The sequence below is a fragment of the Marinobacter sp. genome, assembly GCF_048259445.1.
Taxonomy (GTDB): Bacteria; Pseudomonadota; Gammaproteobacteria; order Pseudomonadales; family Oleiphilaceae; genus Marinobacter.
In genome coordinates this window covers 247,485-261,592 of the sequence record NZ_JBLXHQ010000004.1, presented here as the reverse complement: position 1 = coordinate 261,592, position 14,108 = coordinate 247,485, and the positions used below count along the sequence as shown (strand labels likewise).

Annotated in this window: 14 protein-coding genes; 7 read left to right on the top strand and 7 right to left on the bottom strand. The window is 52.3% G+C overall.

The window, feature by feature from the left end:
• The first annotated feature begins 30 nt into the window (after positions 1–30).
• From nqrF to sthA, 4 genes are all read left to right on the top strand, one after another.
• Positions 31–1,257, top strand: a complete 1,227-nt coding sequence (gene nqrF, locus ACN0RL_RS05205; protein ID WP_417514390.1) for an NADH:ubiquinone reductase (Na(+)-transporting) subunit F — start codon at positions 31–33, stop codon at positions 1,255–1,257.
• A gap of 9 nt (positions 1,258–1,266) precedes the next feature.
• On the top strand, positions 1,267–2,319 hold the full coding sequence (locus ACN0RL_RS05200; protein WP_417514388.1) for an FAD:protein FMN transferase: 1,053 nt from the start codon (positions 1,267–1,269) through the stop codon (positions 2,317–2,319).
• Positions 2,320–2,331: 12 nt separating this feature from the next.
• Entirely contained in the window at positions 2,332–2,583 is a 252-nt protein-coding gene (gene nqrM, locus ACN0RL_RS05195; RefSeq protein WP_417514386.1) for a (Na+)-NQR maturation NqrM, read from the top strand.
• A 65-nt stretch (positions 2,584–2,648) separates the two neighbouring features.
• Positions 2,649–4,040: a Si-specific NAD(P)(+) transhydrogenase gene (sthA, locus tag ACN0RL_RS05190; protein WP_417514384.1), complete on the top strand. Its 1,392-nt coding sequence runs from the start codon at positions 2,649–2,651 to the stop codon at positions 4,038–4,040.
• A gap of 11 nt (positions 4,041–4,051) precedes the next feature.
• Here the strand turns inward: sthA and ACN0RL_RS05185 are convergent, their stop codons facing one another.
• From ACN0RL_RS05185 to ACN0RL_RS05160, 6 genes are all read right to left on the bottom strand, one after another.
• Positions 4,052–4,846 carry a glycerophosphodiester phosphodiesterase gene (locus ACN0RL_RS05185; RefSeq protein ID WP_417514382.1) on the bottom strand — a complete coding sequence of 265 codons (795 nt, stop codon included), beginning with the start codon at positions 4,844–4,846 and terminating at the stop codon, positions 4,052–4,054.
• Positions 4,843–5,970 carry a 3-deoxy-7-phosphoheptulonate synthase gene (locus ACN0RL_RS05180; protein WP_417514380.1) on the bottom strand — a complete coding sequence of 376 codons (1,128 nt, stop codon included), beginning with the start codon at positions 5,968–5,970 and terminating at the stop codon, positions 4,843–4,845. The genes ACN0RL_RS05185 and ACN0RL_RS05180 overlap by 4 nt, the downstream gene beginning before the upstream one ends.
• A 24-nt stretch (positions 5,971–5,994) precedes the next feature.
• The gene (locus ACN0RL_RS05175; protein ID WP_417514378.1) at positions 5,995–6,444 is read right to left on the bottom strand and encodes a TerB family tellurite resistance protein; all 450 of its coding nucleotides are present in this window, start codon (positions 6,442–6,444) and stop codon (positions 5,995–5,997) included.
• Between the two features lie 32 nt (positions 6,445–6,476).
• A complete protein-coding gene (tal, locus tag ACN0RL_RS05170; RefSeq protein WP_417514376.1) occupies positions 6,477–7,445 on the bottom strand; it encodes a transaldolase in 969 nt (322 codons plus the stop codon).
• A 137-nt stretch (positions 7,446–7,582) separates the two neighbouring features.
• On the bottom strand, positions 7,583–8,653 hold the full coding sequence (gene dusA / locus ACN0RL_RS05165) for a tRNA dihydrouridine(20/20a) synthase DusA (RefSeq protein WP_417514373.1): 1,071 nt from the start codon (positions 8,651–8,653) through the stop codon (positions 7,583–7,585).
• A gap of 174 nt (positions 8,654–8,827) precedes the next feature.
• Complete coding sequence (locus ACN0RL_RS05160; RefSeq protein ID WP_417514371.1) at positions 8,828–9,964, bottom strand: hypothetical protein; 1,137 nt, start codon at positions 9,962–9,964, stop codon at positions 8,828–8,830.
• A gap of 324 nt (positions 9,965–10,288) precedes the next feature.
• Here ACN0RL_RS05160 and ACN0RL_RS05155 point away from each other — a divergent pair, with 324 nt between their 5' ends.
• Positions 10,289–11,182 (top strand): DMT family transporter, encoded by an 894-nt coding sequence (locus tag ACN0RL_RS05155; RefSeq protein WP_417514369.1) that lies wholly within the window; start codon positions 10,289–10,291, stop codon positions 11,180–11,182.
• A gap of 88 nt (positions 11,183–11,270) precedes the next feature.
• Positions 11,271–11,756 (top strand): acyl-CoA thioesterase, encoded by a 486-nt coding sequence (locus tag ACN0RL_RS05150; protein ID WP_417514367.1) that lies wholly within the window; start codon positions 11,271–11,273, stop codon positions 11,754–11,756.
• Here the strand turns inward: ACN0RL_RS05150 and ACN0RL_RS05145 are convergent, their stop codons facing one another.
• A complete protein-coding gene (locus ACN0RL_RS05145) occupies positions 11,757–12,695 on the bottom strand; it encodes a 5'-nucleotidase (RefSeq protein WP_417514365.1) in 939 nt (312 codons plus the stop codon). It lies immediately after the preceding gene.
• A 305-nt stretch (positions 12,696–13,000) separates the two neighbouring features.
• On the opposite strand from ACN0RL_RS05145, the gene ACN0RL_RS05140 reads away from it, so the two are divergent.
• Complete coding sequence (locus ACN0RL_RS05140; protein WP_417514363.1) at positions 13,001–13,579, top strand: outer membrane beta-barrel protein; 579 nt, start codon at positions 13,001–13,003, stop codon at positions 13,577–13,579.
• Positions 13,580–14,108 lie beyond the last annotated feature (529 nt).

Sequence of the window (14,108 nt, the reverse complement as noted above, 5' to 3'; positions counted from 1 at the left end):
GGTGATTCGGTTTAACGAAAAGGCGAGACCATGTATACAGAAATAATACTCGGCGTGGTCATGTTCACCGTTATCGTTCTGGCGCTTGTGGCGATCATCCTCGCGGCGAGATCCAAACTGGTAAGCACCGGTGAAGTGACCATCGAAATCAATGACGACCCGGAACACACCGTGAAAACGGAAGCCGGCGGCAAACTTCTGGGCACATTGGCTGGTAGTGGTATTTTCCTGTCTTCAGCTTGTGGTGGCGGCGGTACCTGCGCGCAGTGCAAGTGCAAGGTGCTTGAAGGCGGCGGCGCGATGCTGGCGACGGAAAAGACCCACTTCACGAATCGTGAAGAGAAGGAAGGCTGGCGCCTGTCGTGCCAGGTGCCGGTCAAGCAGGACATGAAGGTTGAGGTTCCTGAAGAGTTCTTTGGTGTTAAAAAGTGGGAGTGTGAGGTTGTCTCCAACCATAACGTGGCCACCTTTATCAAAGAGTTGGTGCTCAAACTGCCAGAGGGCGAGGAAGTAGATTTCCGCGCTGGTGGTTATGTCCAGCTTGAGTGCCCTCCGTATGAAATCGGCTTCAAGGATTTTGTCATTGAAGAAGAGTTTCACGGTGACTGGGACAAGCTCGACATCTGGCGCTACAAGGCCATCAACAAGGAAGAGACCATCCGCGCCTATTCCATGGCGAACTATCCGGAAGAGAAGGGTGTTCTCAAGTTCAATATCCGTATTGCTACACCGCCTCCGGGCACTGACCACTTGCCGGGCATTATGTCCAGCTATGTGTTCAACCTGAAGCCAGGTGACAAGGTTACGGTGATGGGGCCATTCGGTGAGTTCTTCGCCAAGAAGACCGAGGCCGAAATGGTGTTTATCGGCGGTGGTGCCGGTATGGCGCCCATGCGTTCCCATATCTTTGATCAGCTCAAGCGCCTGAATTCTAAGCGCAAGATCAGCTTCTGGTACGGTGCCCGAAGCGTCCGTGAGATGTTCTATGTGGAAGATTTTGACGGGCTTGCCGAAGAGAATGATAACTTCGAGTGGCACGTTGCCCTTTCTGACGCACAGCCGGAGGACAACTGGGAAGGCCCTACAGGCTTTATCCATAACGTACTCTACGAGAACTACCTGAAGGATCATCCTGCTCCTGAAGACTGTGAGTTCTACATGTGTGGCCCCCCTATCATGAACGCGTCGGTTATCAAGATGCTGAAGGATATGGGTGTTGAAGACGAGAACATCATGCTGGATGACTTCGGAGGTTAAACCTTTCAGATGACATTCCGCATGTTTCAACCCGCCAGGGCGGCCTCTGTCAGCATCTTTATGATGCTGGCACTGGTGGCCCTGGCGGGTTGCTCGTTTCAGCCAGACGAAGAAGTCTGGGAAATCTCAGGCCCGGTGTTCGGCACTACATACCATATCAGCGTTGTCGCTCCGACAGATCACGAGAAGCTGGAAACACTTGCAAACGGCATTGATGAAGCGCTGGAAGGCGTTGATGCTTCCATGTCGACCTGGCGGAAAGATTCAGAACTTTCAAAGCTGAACCGTCAAGAAGATCAGTCGGACTGGGTTTCGGTATCTGAAGGGCTTTATGAGGTGCTGGCTAAAGCCGATGAGATTTCGCGGCTGACAGCCGGTGCGTTCGACGTAACCATCGGGCCAGTAGTGAATCTCTGGGGCTTCGGGCCGGATGCAAGACCTGAACAGATCCCTTCAGAAGAAAGCCTGGCCCGAGTTCTGTCTTCAACGGGTTTCGAACAGCTTGCGCTCCGGGCTGATCCGCCCGCAGTAAAGGCAGCGTTGCCCCAGTACATTGACCTTTCTGCGATCGCAAAAGGTTACGGTGTAGACGTGGTGGCCCGTTATCTCGATAGTGAGGGAATAGAGTCGTATCTCGTAGAAATAGGTGGAGAAGTCCGCACCAGCGGGGTGAAGCCCGACGGTAGCGTGTGGAGGCTTGCTATCGAGCAGCCGGTGGAAGGTGCAGAGCATATGATCAACCTTATTGTTGCACTGCCTTCCCGCGCAATGGCCACTTCCGGAGACTATCGTAACTATTACGAATCGGAAGGGCGACGTTTCTCCCATACAATAGATCCTGAGACGGGAAAGCCGATAACGCATAATCTGGCTTCTGTAACGGTTATCGCAGATGACAGCATGAGTGCCGACGCACTGGCGACCGGTTTCACTGTAATGGGTTATGAGCGGGCGAGTGCGCTCGCAACGCGGGAGAATATTCCCGCCTATTTTATTATCCGGACAGAAAACGGTTTTGAGGGTCATCAGACTCCGGCGTTTTCGTCCTATGTTACTCAGTAAGGGGAGGGCAACATGGGTACCTTTCTTTTGGTTCTGTTGATTGTGGTTCTGCTGGTAGCCGGCATGTCTGTTGGCGTGATTTTCGGTCGTAAGCCGATCAGCGGCACCTGTGGCGGTATTGGTGCGCTTGGCATCAGCTCGTCCTGTGATATTTGTGGTGGTAACACCCAGAAGTGTGAAGAGGAGAACCAGCGCGTGGCTTCAGAGGCTCTAGCCCCAGAAGAACTGGCCTATGATGCGACCAGGGCTGGTCGCAAGCAGTAAACGCTGGCAGATTTCAAATAATCACAATTATTTTTTCATGACGTAAATAAGGAGTCACTGCGCGCATGGCAGAACATCATTACGACGTCGTCGTTATCGGTGCTGGTCCTTCCGGTGAAGGTGCGGCAATGAACGCGACGAAGCATGGCAAGCGTGTTGCTATCGTTGAAGACAAGCCGACAGTGGGAGGCAACTGCACCCATTGGGGCACGATTCCTTCCAAGGCTTTGCGTCACTCGGTCAAACAGATCATTACCTTCAACACCAATCAGATGTTCCGGGATATCGGCGAGCCGCGCTGGTTCTCGTTTCCCCGGGTGCTGCAAAACGCACAGAAGGTTATTGGCAAACAGGTAAAACTGAGAACCCAGTTCTATTCCCGCAACCGTGTAGATCTGATCAACGGGCGCGCGTCGTTTCTCGACAACAACCGGCTCGAAGTCCGCGGCAGCAAGTCTGTTGAGACACTGCACTTCAAACAGGTAGTGATTGCGACCGGCTCACGCCCGTACTTGCCGCCCGATGTGGATTTTCGTCATCATCGGATCTACAACTCGGATACGATTCTCAATCTATCTCACACACCTCGCACGCTGGTCATTTATGGTGCCGGCGTTATCGGTTCGGAATACGCATCTATCTTTGCCGGCCTGGGTGTGAAGGTTGATCTGATTAACCCGGGGAGCCGCCTGCTGTCATTCCTTGATGATGAAATCTCGGATGCTCTGAGCTACCACCTGCGCAACAATGGCGTGCTGGTACGCCACAACGAAGAATATGCGTCTGTGGACGGCGATGATCATGGCATCGTGCTTTCCCTGAAGTCTGGCAAGAAAATCCGGGCGGATGCATTTCTCTGGTGTAATGGTCGAACAGGGAACACGGATGGTCTGGCGCTTGAGAACGTAGGGCTGGTTGCCAACGGTCGTGGCCAGCTGGCGGTTGATGAACACTATCGCACAGAGGTGGAAAACATCTACGCAGCCGGTGATGTCATCGGCTGGCCAAGCCTTGCCAGTGCCGCGTATGACCAGGGGCGATCTGCGTCCTCGGCTATTGTCCAGGATGAACACTTCCGGTTTGTTTCAGACGTGCCGACCGGCATCTACACGATTCCCGAGATCAGTTCTGTTGGTAAAACCGAGCGTGAGCTGACAGAAGCCAAGGTGCCCTATGAAGTTGGTCAGGCCTTTTTCAAGGATCTTGCCCGGGCCCAGATTACCGGCGAGGCTGTTGGTATGCTGAAACTGCTCTTCCATCGTGAGACCAGAGAAATTCTCGGCATTCATTGCTTTGGGGACCAGGCAGCCGAGATTGTTCACATCGGCCAGGCCATCATGAACCAGAAGGGCGAAGCCAATTCTCTCGACTACTTTATCAACACTACCTTTAACTACCCGACCATGGCAGAAGCTTATCGGGTAGCTGCATTGAATGGCCTGAACCGGATCTTTTGAGCGGTTGGTGCTCAGTTGGCGGGTAATGCCTCATTACCCGCCGTTGTGTTCTCCTGGCGGTCAGGCAATGAAACGGCAGCACGTGAGCGGTTATCAAAGTACATACGCGTGCTTGTAGGGTAATCTGTAATGATACTGTCTACGCCCATGGCTTCCAGCTGAAGCATGTCCTGAATGCGATTAACCGTCCAGCAGGAAACATGCATTTCTCTTTTACGAGCAGTTTCAACCAGCTCTGGCGAACAAAGCTTCCAATTTATGCACAGGTAGTGGCAGCCTAGCCGCGTTGCTACGCCGAGCGGCCGTGGGAACCTACGCTCGGCTACCAGCCCGGTACGAATGCGCTTGTTTCTTCTTCGTATTTCTTTCAGAAACCAGGTGTCTGCCGACGTAATTGCCGCCGTCTTGTAGAGATTACGGTGTTGGATGATTTCCGTTAAACGATTGCAGAGAATGTTCAGTCTGGCACGAGAATCTTTTTTTACTTCCAGTTGGAAATGCTCGACATCACCAAACTGATCAAGCAGATCTTCCAGCGTAGGGATTCCGGTTCTTACCGGCCACGAGATTGTGTTGCGACGGGCGTCCATGGCCGCAAGTTCTGCTGCCGTATACTGGCTCACCTGGCCTTTCTGGCCTGTCGTGCGATCAGTGGTCAGATCGTGAACCAGCACGGGCTTGCCATCTTTCGATAGCACCAGATCCAGTTCAAAATGCCGAACACCCTGCCGGTAGGCATGGCTGAAACCAGCCAGGGTGTTCTCTGGGGCTTCACCTTTGGCGCCCCGGTGACCGTAGACGATCATTCCGATGCTTCACCTTTCAGACGTTGGTAAATGGCCTGGCGCTTTATCCAGGTGTCGTGGCAAAGCTGAATGTCTTCCAGGTAGGCCGGAAGTTCGTTCATAAGCAGCGCCTGAGGACCATCTACCAGAGCTTTTTCTGGTTTAGGGTGGAAATCCACGAGAACCATGTTGGCCCCTGCGATGACACCCTGAGCCGTTGCGTGCATAACATCCAGAATCCCGTCCGGCGACTTCTCACGGGTGCCTACCGAATGAGACGGATCGACGCAAACAGGCATACGGGTCAGCCGTTTAACCGCCGGCACGTGAGCAAAATCCACCATGTTACGATGCGGTTGGCCAGCTTCGGTTTTCATCCCGCGCAGGCAGAAAATGACGTTTGCATTGCCTTCGCTGGCAAGGTATTCCGCAGCATTAAGGGATTCGTTCAGGGTGATACCGAAGCCACGTTTGAGCAGAACCGGATAGGTACTCTGCCGGCCAATCGCTTTGAGCAGTTCAAAGTTCTGGGTGTTCCGGGTTCCTACCTGAAGCATGACACCGGTAGGGCGCCCGAGTTTTTCAAGGCAGGTATCGATTTCTTCAATGTGGCTTTCATGGGTTATTTCCATGGCGACCACTTTGATACCGTGCTTGCCTGCTTTTTCAAATACCCATGGTAGGCAGCCTTTGCCGTGACCCTGGAACGAATAGGGGTTTGTGCGAGGCTTGTAGGCACCCATGCGCGTGCAAACCTGACCGTTATCTTCAAGGGCCTTCAGCATCATTTCCACATGCTCGGGAACATCCACGGCGCAGAGCCCTGCGAAAATATTAAGGTTGGACTGGTTGAAATCCACACCGTTATAGCTGAAGCCTGTCTGACGGTTGTCATCTCTATGGCGCCCCAGAATCCGGTAGTCGTCGGATATCCGAATGGCTCGTTCTACTGCCGGCAGGGCTTCAATTTCTGCCATGTCGAGGGGCTTTGTATCGCCCAGCAGGTATATCTCTGTCAGCCGCTGGCTGACACCCTGAATCTCATGCACCCGCACCGATACGCCCGGCAGATTCTCCAGGAAGTGCATCGTCTGGCGGTAGGCTTCACTGTCCAGAGTTGTGTTTGGATGAAGAATGGCTAGCATGCGATTTCCTTTGTTATGTTCCGGTCAGGAGCGAGCGCTCTCTGCCTTGTGTCGCGCCTGTATGAATTCCCGATGGTTAAGATGCAGCAGGTCTGCCATACGGCGAATAAGGTGTTCTTCGTATTTATCGACGCGGTCATCCGCGAGCGCGACGTGCCAGATATTTTCCAGCAGCGACTGTTTGCCCTCCTGATCCAGATTTTCATTTATCTGCCCGGTAAATTCATAGAGTGAAGTGGCATCGTCAGCATGCGCCAGCGCATCACTGAGAATCTCTTCCGCTTCTTCCCGGGTTACCTGGTGGGCTTTAATCGCACATTCCACGATAGCCTGCAGTTCGCGCTCGTCTTCATTGTGATCTACCCGCGAAAGCTGCACCATTAAAGCGGTTGCAGCAACCGCAAGCTGATGGGCATCAAGTTTAGGATGCTCTGTTTGCGGTGCACTAAACAGTTTTTTCAGGCTCTCAATCATAATCGGATATGACCATTCAGGTGCATTGAAAATCAGGCCGCTTTACTGGCCAGCTGGCGAACCCGGTTCTCCAGCTCAATCTGGTCGCTGGTAAAGCGGCGAATACCGTCTGCCAGCTTTTCGGTGGCCATTGCGTCTTCATTGGATTCCCAACGAAACCGCTTTTCATCCAGAATTCCGAAGCCATCGGTTGAAGTGGCTCCAGAGGCCGAAAGCTTCTGCTCAAGATTACCGTTGTCGTCTTGCAGCTCCTGAAGTAATGCCGGGCTGATGGTAAGACGGTCACAGCCTGCCAGCATTTCAATTTCTCCGGTATTGCGGAAACTCGCACCCATAACCACTGTGCTGAAACCATTGGCCTTATAATAATTATAGATCCGGGCGACCGAGAGCACACCGGGGTCCTCGACGGGAGGAAAACTATCCCGGCCACTGCTGGCCAGGTGCCAGTCCAGTATGCGCCCGACGAAAGGCGAAATCAGGAATGCCCCTGCCTGAGCGCAAGCTGCAGCCTGCACAAATGAAAACAGAAGTGTGAGATTGCAGCGAATGCCCTCCTGTTCGAGTATCTCCGCCGCACGGATGCCTTCCCAGGTAGACGCAATCTTGATAAGAACCCTGCGGGTATCCACTCCCTGCTGGTCATAGAGCTCGACCAGACGACGGGCGCGCCTGAGCGTAGCCTCCGTATCAAATGACAACCGCGCATCAACTTCTGTCGAAACCACACCGGGTATCAGGCTCAGTATTTCCTGGCCCGCCAGAACCGCCAGCATATCGGTTGCCACAGTCAGCTGTTCGGTATCAGAGCCGCCTTGTTTGCGCGCCATCGCAACCGCTTTATCGAGCATAGGCCGATAGGCGTCGGAAGCGGCGGCCTTGAGTAGAAGTGATGGATTTGTTGTGGCGTCCTGTGGGCGCCACTGGGCAATGGCGCCAATATCACCGGTATCCGCCACTACCGTGGTCATGGTTTTCAGTTGGTCGAGCTTGTTGGCCATTCGTGCTGTCGTCCGAGTTATTTTTTTCAGCACATCCGAATCCCGGATGTGGGTTGTACATCTACAATAGCGGGCTGCCAAGACAGGAACAAGACAGCAAAAAGTAAGGTTCTGGTAATAATGCCAAAAGGTCGCGGTCAGGCGCTCTCTGTCGCCTCACTCACTACCTGCTGCACGGGCTCCCGAACTTTTTCCAGAGCGGTCTGGATTACTCCCAGATCTGCGCCGGGCTTATGAGCATTTTCGCTGATATAGCGACGGAACTGGCGCCCACCGGGTACGCCGTGGAAAAGCCCCAGCAGGTGTCGGGATATATGACCGAGGAAAACGCCGCGCTCCAGCTCGCTCTGAATAAACGGGTACATGGCTCTGAGAGCATCATGGCGTGAGCCAATGGGAGCCTCGGTACCAAAGAACTCAGGGTCTACGCCAGCGAGAAGCCAGGGGTTGTGATAGGCCTCGCGACCTAACATCACGCCATCAGTATGCTTCAAGTGCTCATGGCATTCTTCAAAGGTTTTGATACCGCCGTTGATAATGATCTCAAGGTGCGGATATTTTTGCTTCAGGCGGTATACCCAATCGTATTTCAATGGGGGAACATCCCGGTTTTCCTTGGGGCTCAGGCCTTCAAGCACGGCAATGCGGGCATGCACAATAAATGTCTGGCACCCGGCGTCGCTTACCTTGTCCACAAACTCGCAAAGATCTTCCCAGGATTCGCGGCCATTAATGCCGATACGATGCTTGACGGTAACCGGCAGCTGCGTGGCTTCAATCATCGCTTTGACGCCTTCTGCCACTTTATCCGGGTGCGCCATCAGGCATGCGCCGATCATGTTGTTCTGAACCCGGTCGCTGGGGCAGCCAACGTTCAGGTTTACCTCACTGAAGCCAAACTGCTCCGCCAACCTTGCACAATGCGCCAGCTCACCGGCATCACTGCCGCCAAGCTGAAGTGCTAACGGGTATTCGGCGGAATTGTGATGCAAAAACCGCTCAGTATCCCCGTGAATCAATGCGCCAGTAGTAACCATCTCTGTATAGAGCAGGGTGTGCCGGCTTAACTGGCGAGCGAGGTAGCGATAGTGTGGGGTGGTCCAATCCATCATCGGGGCCACGCAGAAGCGCCGGGAAGGCTCTATCCCTGTTCTATCAGGGGTTCCGGAGAGTTTTTGGGTGTCTTCTAAAGATTCGGATTTGATCATTTAATGCTCAATTCTGACCGTTTGTGTGTGGTCATAACTAAAAGCCAGGCGCAGAGCCTGAATGCTTCGCTAGAACGGATGTTTATTCAGGCAATTCTATCAGGAAATCCGATTCGTTGATTTATCGGGAGCGTTTTGCAGGGGACGCGCGTTGCCTTGAATATGTCAGCAGCATTAAAACCTGATGGTAAACGGCGTATCGGTAATCTCTTTTTCGATTGGAATGCTTTGCAACAGAACGGCCGACTGCTCAACGTTAAAGTCAGTAAAATCAAGTTGTACCAGCCGCACAGCGTGAGTGTTAAGCAGTTCTTCAGGGATGTCAGAAATATCGAATGTGAATGTTGCAGCTTCGCCCGCCGCCGTCTCCTTATTTCTGGATGTCGTGATGTTTTTCCCGTCAACAGCCAGCGTTGCCCTGGCTACTAACCAAATGGGTTCATTCACCACCACATTGACTCTCAGATGTATCCCGACGGTTTTACTCTTCTCTGATGACCGCATAAACGTAACGCCGGTTACTTTCAAAATCGGCGCCACCACTTCCAGGCTATTTCGTACCTCTTTAACCGCAGGCTGATTGTCTATGCTCACAGGCAGCGCCGCTTTTAAGGTCATCGTCCCGATCGTTTCAGGCGTGTATATTGCCAAATAACTTGAGCCCGTTGAATTGATTCGAACGTTATCCGCACGTGTCAGGCGATTCGATACCCGCAACTCGTCTACCTTCTCGTCATACTCATTAAATACGTCTATTTGATGTCCTTCAATTGGTTCGGTTTTGCCGTGTGCCGACAAACGCATCTCGACCAGAATCGGCTGGCCCACCTGAACCCGGGTATTGTAGGGTTTGATGAATGCTGAGTATTTGGGCACCAGACCCATGCTGAGTTGCAAGGGTATTGCGCCCTTTGGTGCCTCGGTGCTTCTGGTGAATCTGACCGACCACATGCCCGACGTAGGGTTAACTATTTTCTTGAATCCCCAAGTGTTTTCGGGGTTGTTGGGGGAAAGATGTTTAGCCGGCATGAACCAGCCTTCTTCGGACAAGCTCGAAGCAATCAGCTTTTCATCAGGATCAAGCAACTCGATAGTTAATTCAGAGTGGGCAGAGTGAACTGCATAGGACAGTGCGCTTTCGTTAATACCCTCTGGTATCAGGAATGGAATTGTAACCTGAGAGTCCCCCCTGGGAATTTTCGTATCGATTATCTGATTAGTTCCGACTTGCAGAGCGAGCGTGTTTTCGTCACAGCCTGAAACGACACTGCAAATATAGAGAAGCAGCAAAAGACTAATCAGTTTACTCATGATTTTTCTCTCAATTTACTGAAAGGTCTGAATGGTCCAGCCTGGTGCAGATGCTCGAGCGAAACGTAAGGACTTCGTGCCAATTCAGGAAAGCCCCACAATCGCCTGAGGTGGTCGACAAACCGGAAGTCGGGCTGTAACCTGCCACGCGTCTATATCCAACTTAGCATTTCGCAACGCTCCGAATTCTTCAAGTGGTTGGGATTTGTTTAGAACAGTATACCCTCCTGGAGTTCGATCCCGGCCTCGAAAGAGAGTCTCCATCCCTGATTTCGGAACAGTCGCTTTACTCATGGAAAATGCCCCTTAAGGAACTTTGAAAGAATGAACCCACACATACTGGCGGCCGTGTTCGCTGCGGTTTTTATGGGCACAATTGGCGCAATTGCTGTTTATGCCGATGTCAGTGCCGAGACTGTTACCTTCTACCGCCTGTTCATTGGCGCTGTTCTGATGGGTTGTTTCCTGTTGTTTACAGGCCAGAAAGATAAAATAGTTATCTGGCCCGGCATTAAAGTTTTGGTGACCGGCGCGTTCCTCGCATCTTTTGTCGTCTTTTATGTAATGGCTTTGACTTACACCAGCATGGCGAACGCTGTGATGTTGTTGTATCTGGCCCCCGTAACAGCGTCCGTCGTGGCCCACTTCTTTATGGGTGAGCGGTTGTCCGGGCTAAGCGCTACATTGATAGGCGTGGCACTGTTTGGTTTTGCGATGATGATGGAGTTCAATTTTAACCTTACAGGGCGAAAGGAAGAATCGATCGGTCTCTTTTACGCGCTGTGCGCCATGATGTGTTACGCGGCTTTTATACTGACCAATCGATTAATTCACGACCGCGTGCATGTGCTGACTCGCAGTGGCTACCAGATGCTCGCTGGAGCCTTATGCGTATTGCCTTTCATGCTACAGCAAGGTGACAGCATAGGCGCTGAGCATTGGGGTTGGCTGGTGGCCGCCGGCGTTGTTCCGGGGTTTCTTGCGATCATGCTTGCGGTGGTTGCGCTGAAGGCCCTCCCGGCAGCGACCTTTGGTACTCTGGCTTATCTGGAGCCTATTACCGTAGTCGCTCTGGCGTGGTTCCTGTTTGATCAAAGCCTGAACACTTTGCAAATTTCTGGCAGTGCCTTGATTATCGTCGCGGGCATAATTCAGGCCGTGCTTTCGGCGCGAAGTTCACGTTACGCCGAAGCAGAGCAAGCACTGGGGGCTGGTTAAGCTCCGCTACTGACAAGACGGTTGACGGTCGTCTTACTATCGCTGATTCTGAGGGTTAACTCTCCCGCCCTCCAATTAAGAAAACACTATGGCTCTTGGATCAGCAACACTCACCATGACTGTTTTGATGACACCGGATAAAGCCAATTTTTCGGGCAACGTGCACGGTGGCACCCTGCTTAAATACCTTGATGAAGTAGCCTATGCGTGTGCCAGCCGTTATGCGGGCACTTATGTCGTTACACTGTCTGTTGACCAGGTAACCTTTCGCCAGCCCGTCCATGTCGGCGAGCTGGTGACTTTCCTCGCGAGCGTGAATTACACAGGAAAGACTTCAATGGAGGTGGGCATAAAGGTGATCACGGAAAACATCAGTGAAAAGCTGGTCAGACACACCAATAGCTGCTTTTTTACCATGGTGGCAGTTGATGATTCCGGGGCAACGGTCAAAGTACCCGAACTTGAACCGCACACTCCTGATGAAATAAGACGCTTCGCAAACGGCCAGCAACGCCGTGCTATTCGTGCGGAGTTGGCAGAGCGTTACAAGGCGCTTGAAGCGCGAAAGGCATGATCAGCCTGGGTTCTCTTCCAGATTCGCCACCCCGAACGGAATATGCACCATAGGAATATCTCCAGCTTCGGATTCCAGATGCGACCGCTGGTCATCAAAAAACATGTGGGGCTTGAGCACGTTCAGAATGCGATCTTTCTTCATCCCGCCCAGGAAGAAGACCTCGTTGGCGTCGACGCCCCAGTGCTCCAGCGTCGTAATCACCCGTTCATGGGAAGGCGCGTTGCGGGCGGTCACAATGGCGATTCTTAATACCCGCCGATAATCCGGATCTTCCATTACCGCCCGGTCCTCCAGTTTTTGCAGGTGCGAAAGTTTACGGAACAAATCTGCGAGGGGGCCAGGACTGTGGGGGATTTGCGAGCGGGACGTCTCATGCTCCTGAAAATCCTCCAGTGAGCCGGCTTTGAATACCCGCTCTGAGGCGTCATCTGCAATCACTCCATCAAAGTCGAAAGCAATGCGCAGTTCTGAATCACCCTCATCATCCACGACATGACTCGGCAGAACCGTACCCGCCGGGTGACCATAATCAATGGCTTGCGACACATCGTTGGCATTGGCAGAGAGAAACAGCGAGGCATTGAATGCGGGAATATAAGCGTAGGGCGATTTGCCCTCCAGAAATGCCGCCCGGATATTGTCCAGGCCGTGATGATGAATAGAGTGGAAAACCCGCTTACCGGTAATCACCGAGTTTCGTGACAGCAAAACCACTTCTACGGGGCACTGCTCCGGAAACTTCTGATTTACGCTCAGGAAGCGCTTTACGAAAGGGAAGGCAACGCCCTTGCGCAAGGGTTCATCGAGGTGAGCCTCCTGATATTTTCGATAGGCCTTTTCACCCTGTTCCCGAAATACCTGGTCCGACCCGGAAAGATCAAACAGAGCGCTGGATGCAACCGCAATAACGAGCTTGTCTTCGATGGGGTAGGGCATCGGCAGGGCTTTCCTTCTTTTCGCGTGTATCAAAGCTCAAATCGCGGAGGTTCGAACTGGGCATATTATGCAACACAGTCCGTCGTATGCGTGTTACTTCGTGATGATATCGACACATGGTGTATTGGTTAACTTTTGTAAGGTTCTGAAATAAAAGAATATATTACTAAGTTTAACATTATGCTTCTTTCTCTTTGCACCAGCTTGGGGCATCCTTTGTTTGCATTGAAAATGTAACTTATTAGAAAGCGACAGCGTATGCCGGCCCTCTGGCAGTCCTAGCCGTCTACAGAACTCGCTATCGAATGAAAACTGTGCAAAAAAAGGATGTATTCATGTTTAAAAGAGTAGCAATGGTTGCAGTACTGGCAGTTTCCTCCACCACTGTTTTTGCAGAAGAGATTAGCGAGGATAAAAGGTTTTCTGTTGGTATTGCATCATTTGCCACGGTTGTTCGCGCAGATGCTGGCTATGGCACCGAGACGGATGATTTCTCGGGCTTTGCTATATTCGGAACAGCTGCGGTGAATGACAACGTTGGATTTCGTCTGACTTACGCTGATCAAAGCAATGAGGATGATTCGAACCTCGATCTGACGGCAGTAGAAGGCAGTCTGATTGCAGGTACTGGCCTCGCAACCAATGGTTTCAAGGCATATGGCTCGGTCGGGTTCTTCAGTGAGACGCTTGAGTACAGCGGTTATGATGCAGAGTTTGACTTTAGTGGTCTGATGTTGGGTGGTGGAATTGGCTATAACTGGAACCCCGTTTCTCTTGAGTTCTGGGTAAACGTCCGTGATGCCAGTGATTATGAAGACTTCGGCGGCGGTGGCGTCGATGTCACTGCTGTTTCCGGAGGGTTGGGGCTCTCGGCGCGTTTCTGATTCAGAGAAAAATCGTCAAAAAAATGGACTCGAGCCCGGCGTACCAGGTGCGGCCTGATGTCGGCTCGAAGTGCCTGCCATTTCTGGCATTAATTCGAACATTGGCGAAATGATCCTGGTCGCCCAGGCTGTGAATTCCCGCAAAGCTGTTCAAAAGAAGATTTCCGCCGACGTATAGCCTGTTTCCGCTCCGCATATTTATCATTCAATGTCGGTACTCAGGCTAATTAATCTCACCAAGTTGGCCTGGGGTATCCGAGGTCATGTTACAGAGTTCCGCAAGCGTCAGGCGCAGCTCCCGTAGATCGACTGGTTTTGATAAGTATGCGTTGAAGGTTGCTGAGGCTCGGTCCATCATCGATATGCAAGGTTCCGGCGATCACAAAATCGAAGGCCTTAGCGTGGATAATGTTATCTCTACGACCAGTGGCCGTAGTCTTTTGAGGATTTTGGGCGATTCTGAAAAAGACAGTATCTCGCTGGATGCGACGAGTCGCTGGGAACTTCAGGCGGGGCAGGGGTTGCAGGC

What these genes read in the sequence shown, in the direction of transcription:
- sthA (WP_417514384.1), top strand. Translation starts at nt 2,649, where the DNA reads ATGGCAGAACATCATTACGACGTCGTCGTTATCGGTGCTGGTCCTTCC.
- ACN0RL_RS05175 (WP_417514378.1), bottom strand. Translation starts at nt 6,444, where the DNA reads ATGATTGAGAGCCTGAAAAAACTGTTTAGTGCACCGCAAACAGAGCAT.
- ACN0RL_RS05200 (WP_417514388.1), top strand. Translation starts at nt 1,267, where the DNA reads ATGACATTCCGCATGTTTCAACCCGCCAGGGCGGCCTCTGTCAGCATC.
- dusA (WP_417514373.1), bottom strand. Translation starts at nt 8,653, where the DNA reads ATGATCAAATCCGAATCTTTAGAAGACACCCAAAAACTCTCCGGAACC.
- ACN0RL_RS05145 (WP_417514365.1), bottom strand. Translation starts at nt 12,695, where the DNA reads ATGCCCTACCCCATCGAAGACAAGCTCGTTATTGCGGTTGCATCCAGC.
- nqrF (WP_417514390.1), top strand. Translation starts at nt 31, where the DNA reads ATGTATACAGAAATAATACTCGGCGTGGTCATGTTCACCGTTATCGTT.
- ACN0RL_RS05185 (WP_417514382.1), bottom strand. Translation starts at nt 4,846, where the DNA reads ATGATCGTCTACGGTCACCGGGGCGCCAAAGGTGAAGCCCCAGAGAAC.
- ACN0RL_RS05150 (WP_417514367.1), top strand. Translation starts at nt 11,271, where the DNA reads ATGGCTCTTGGATCAGCAACACTCACCATGACTGTTTTGATGACACCG.
- ACN0RL_RS05140 (WP_417514363.1), top strand. Translation starts at nt 13,001, where the DNA reads ATGAAAACTGTGCAAAAAAAGGATGTATTCATGTTTAAAAGAGTAGCA.
- tal (WP_417514376.1), bottom strand. Translation starts at nt 7,445, where the DNA reads ATGGCCAACAAGCTCGACCAACTGAAAACCATGACCACGGTAGTGGCG.
- ACN0RL_RS05155 (WP_417514369.1), top strand. Translation starts at nt 10,289, where the DNA reads ATGAACCCACACATACTGGCGGCCGTGTTCGCTGCGGTTTTTATGGGC.
- ACN0RL_RS05160 (WP_417514371.1), bottom strand. Translation starts at nt 9,964, where the DNA reads ATGAGTAAACTGATTAGTCTTTTGCTGCTTCTCTATATTTGCAGTGTC.
- ACN0RL_RS05180 (WP_417514380.1), bottom strand. Translation starts at nt 5,970, where the DNA reads ATGCTAGCCATTCTTCATCCAAACACAACTCTGGACAGTGAAGCCTAC.
- nqrM (WP_417514386.1), top strand. Translation starts at nt 2,332, where the DNA reads ATGGGTACCTTTCTTTTGGTTCTGTTGATTGTGGTTCTGCTGGTAGCC.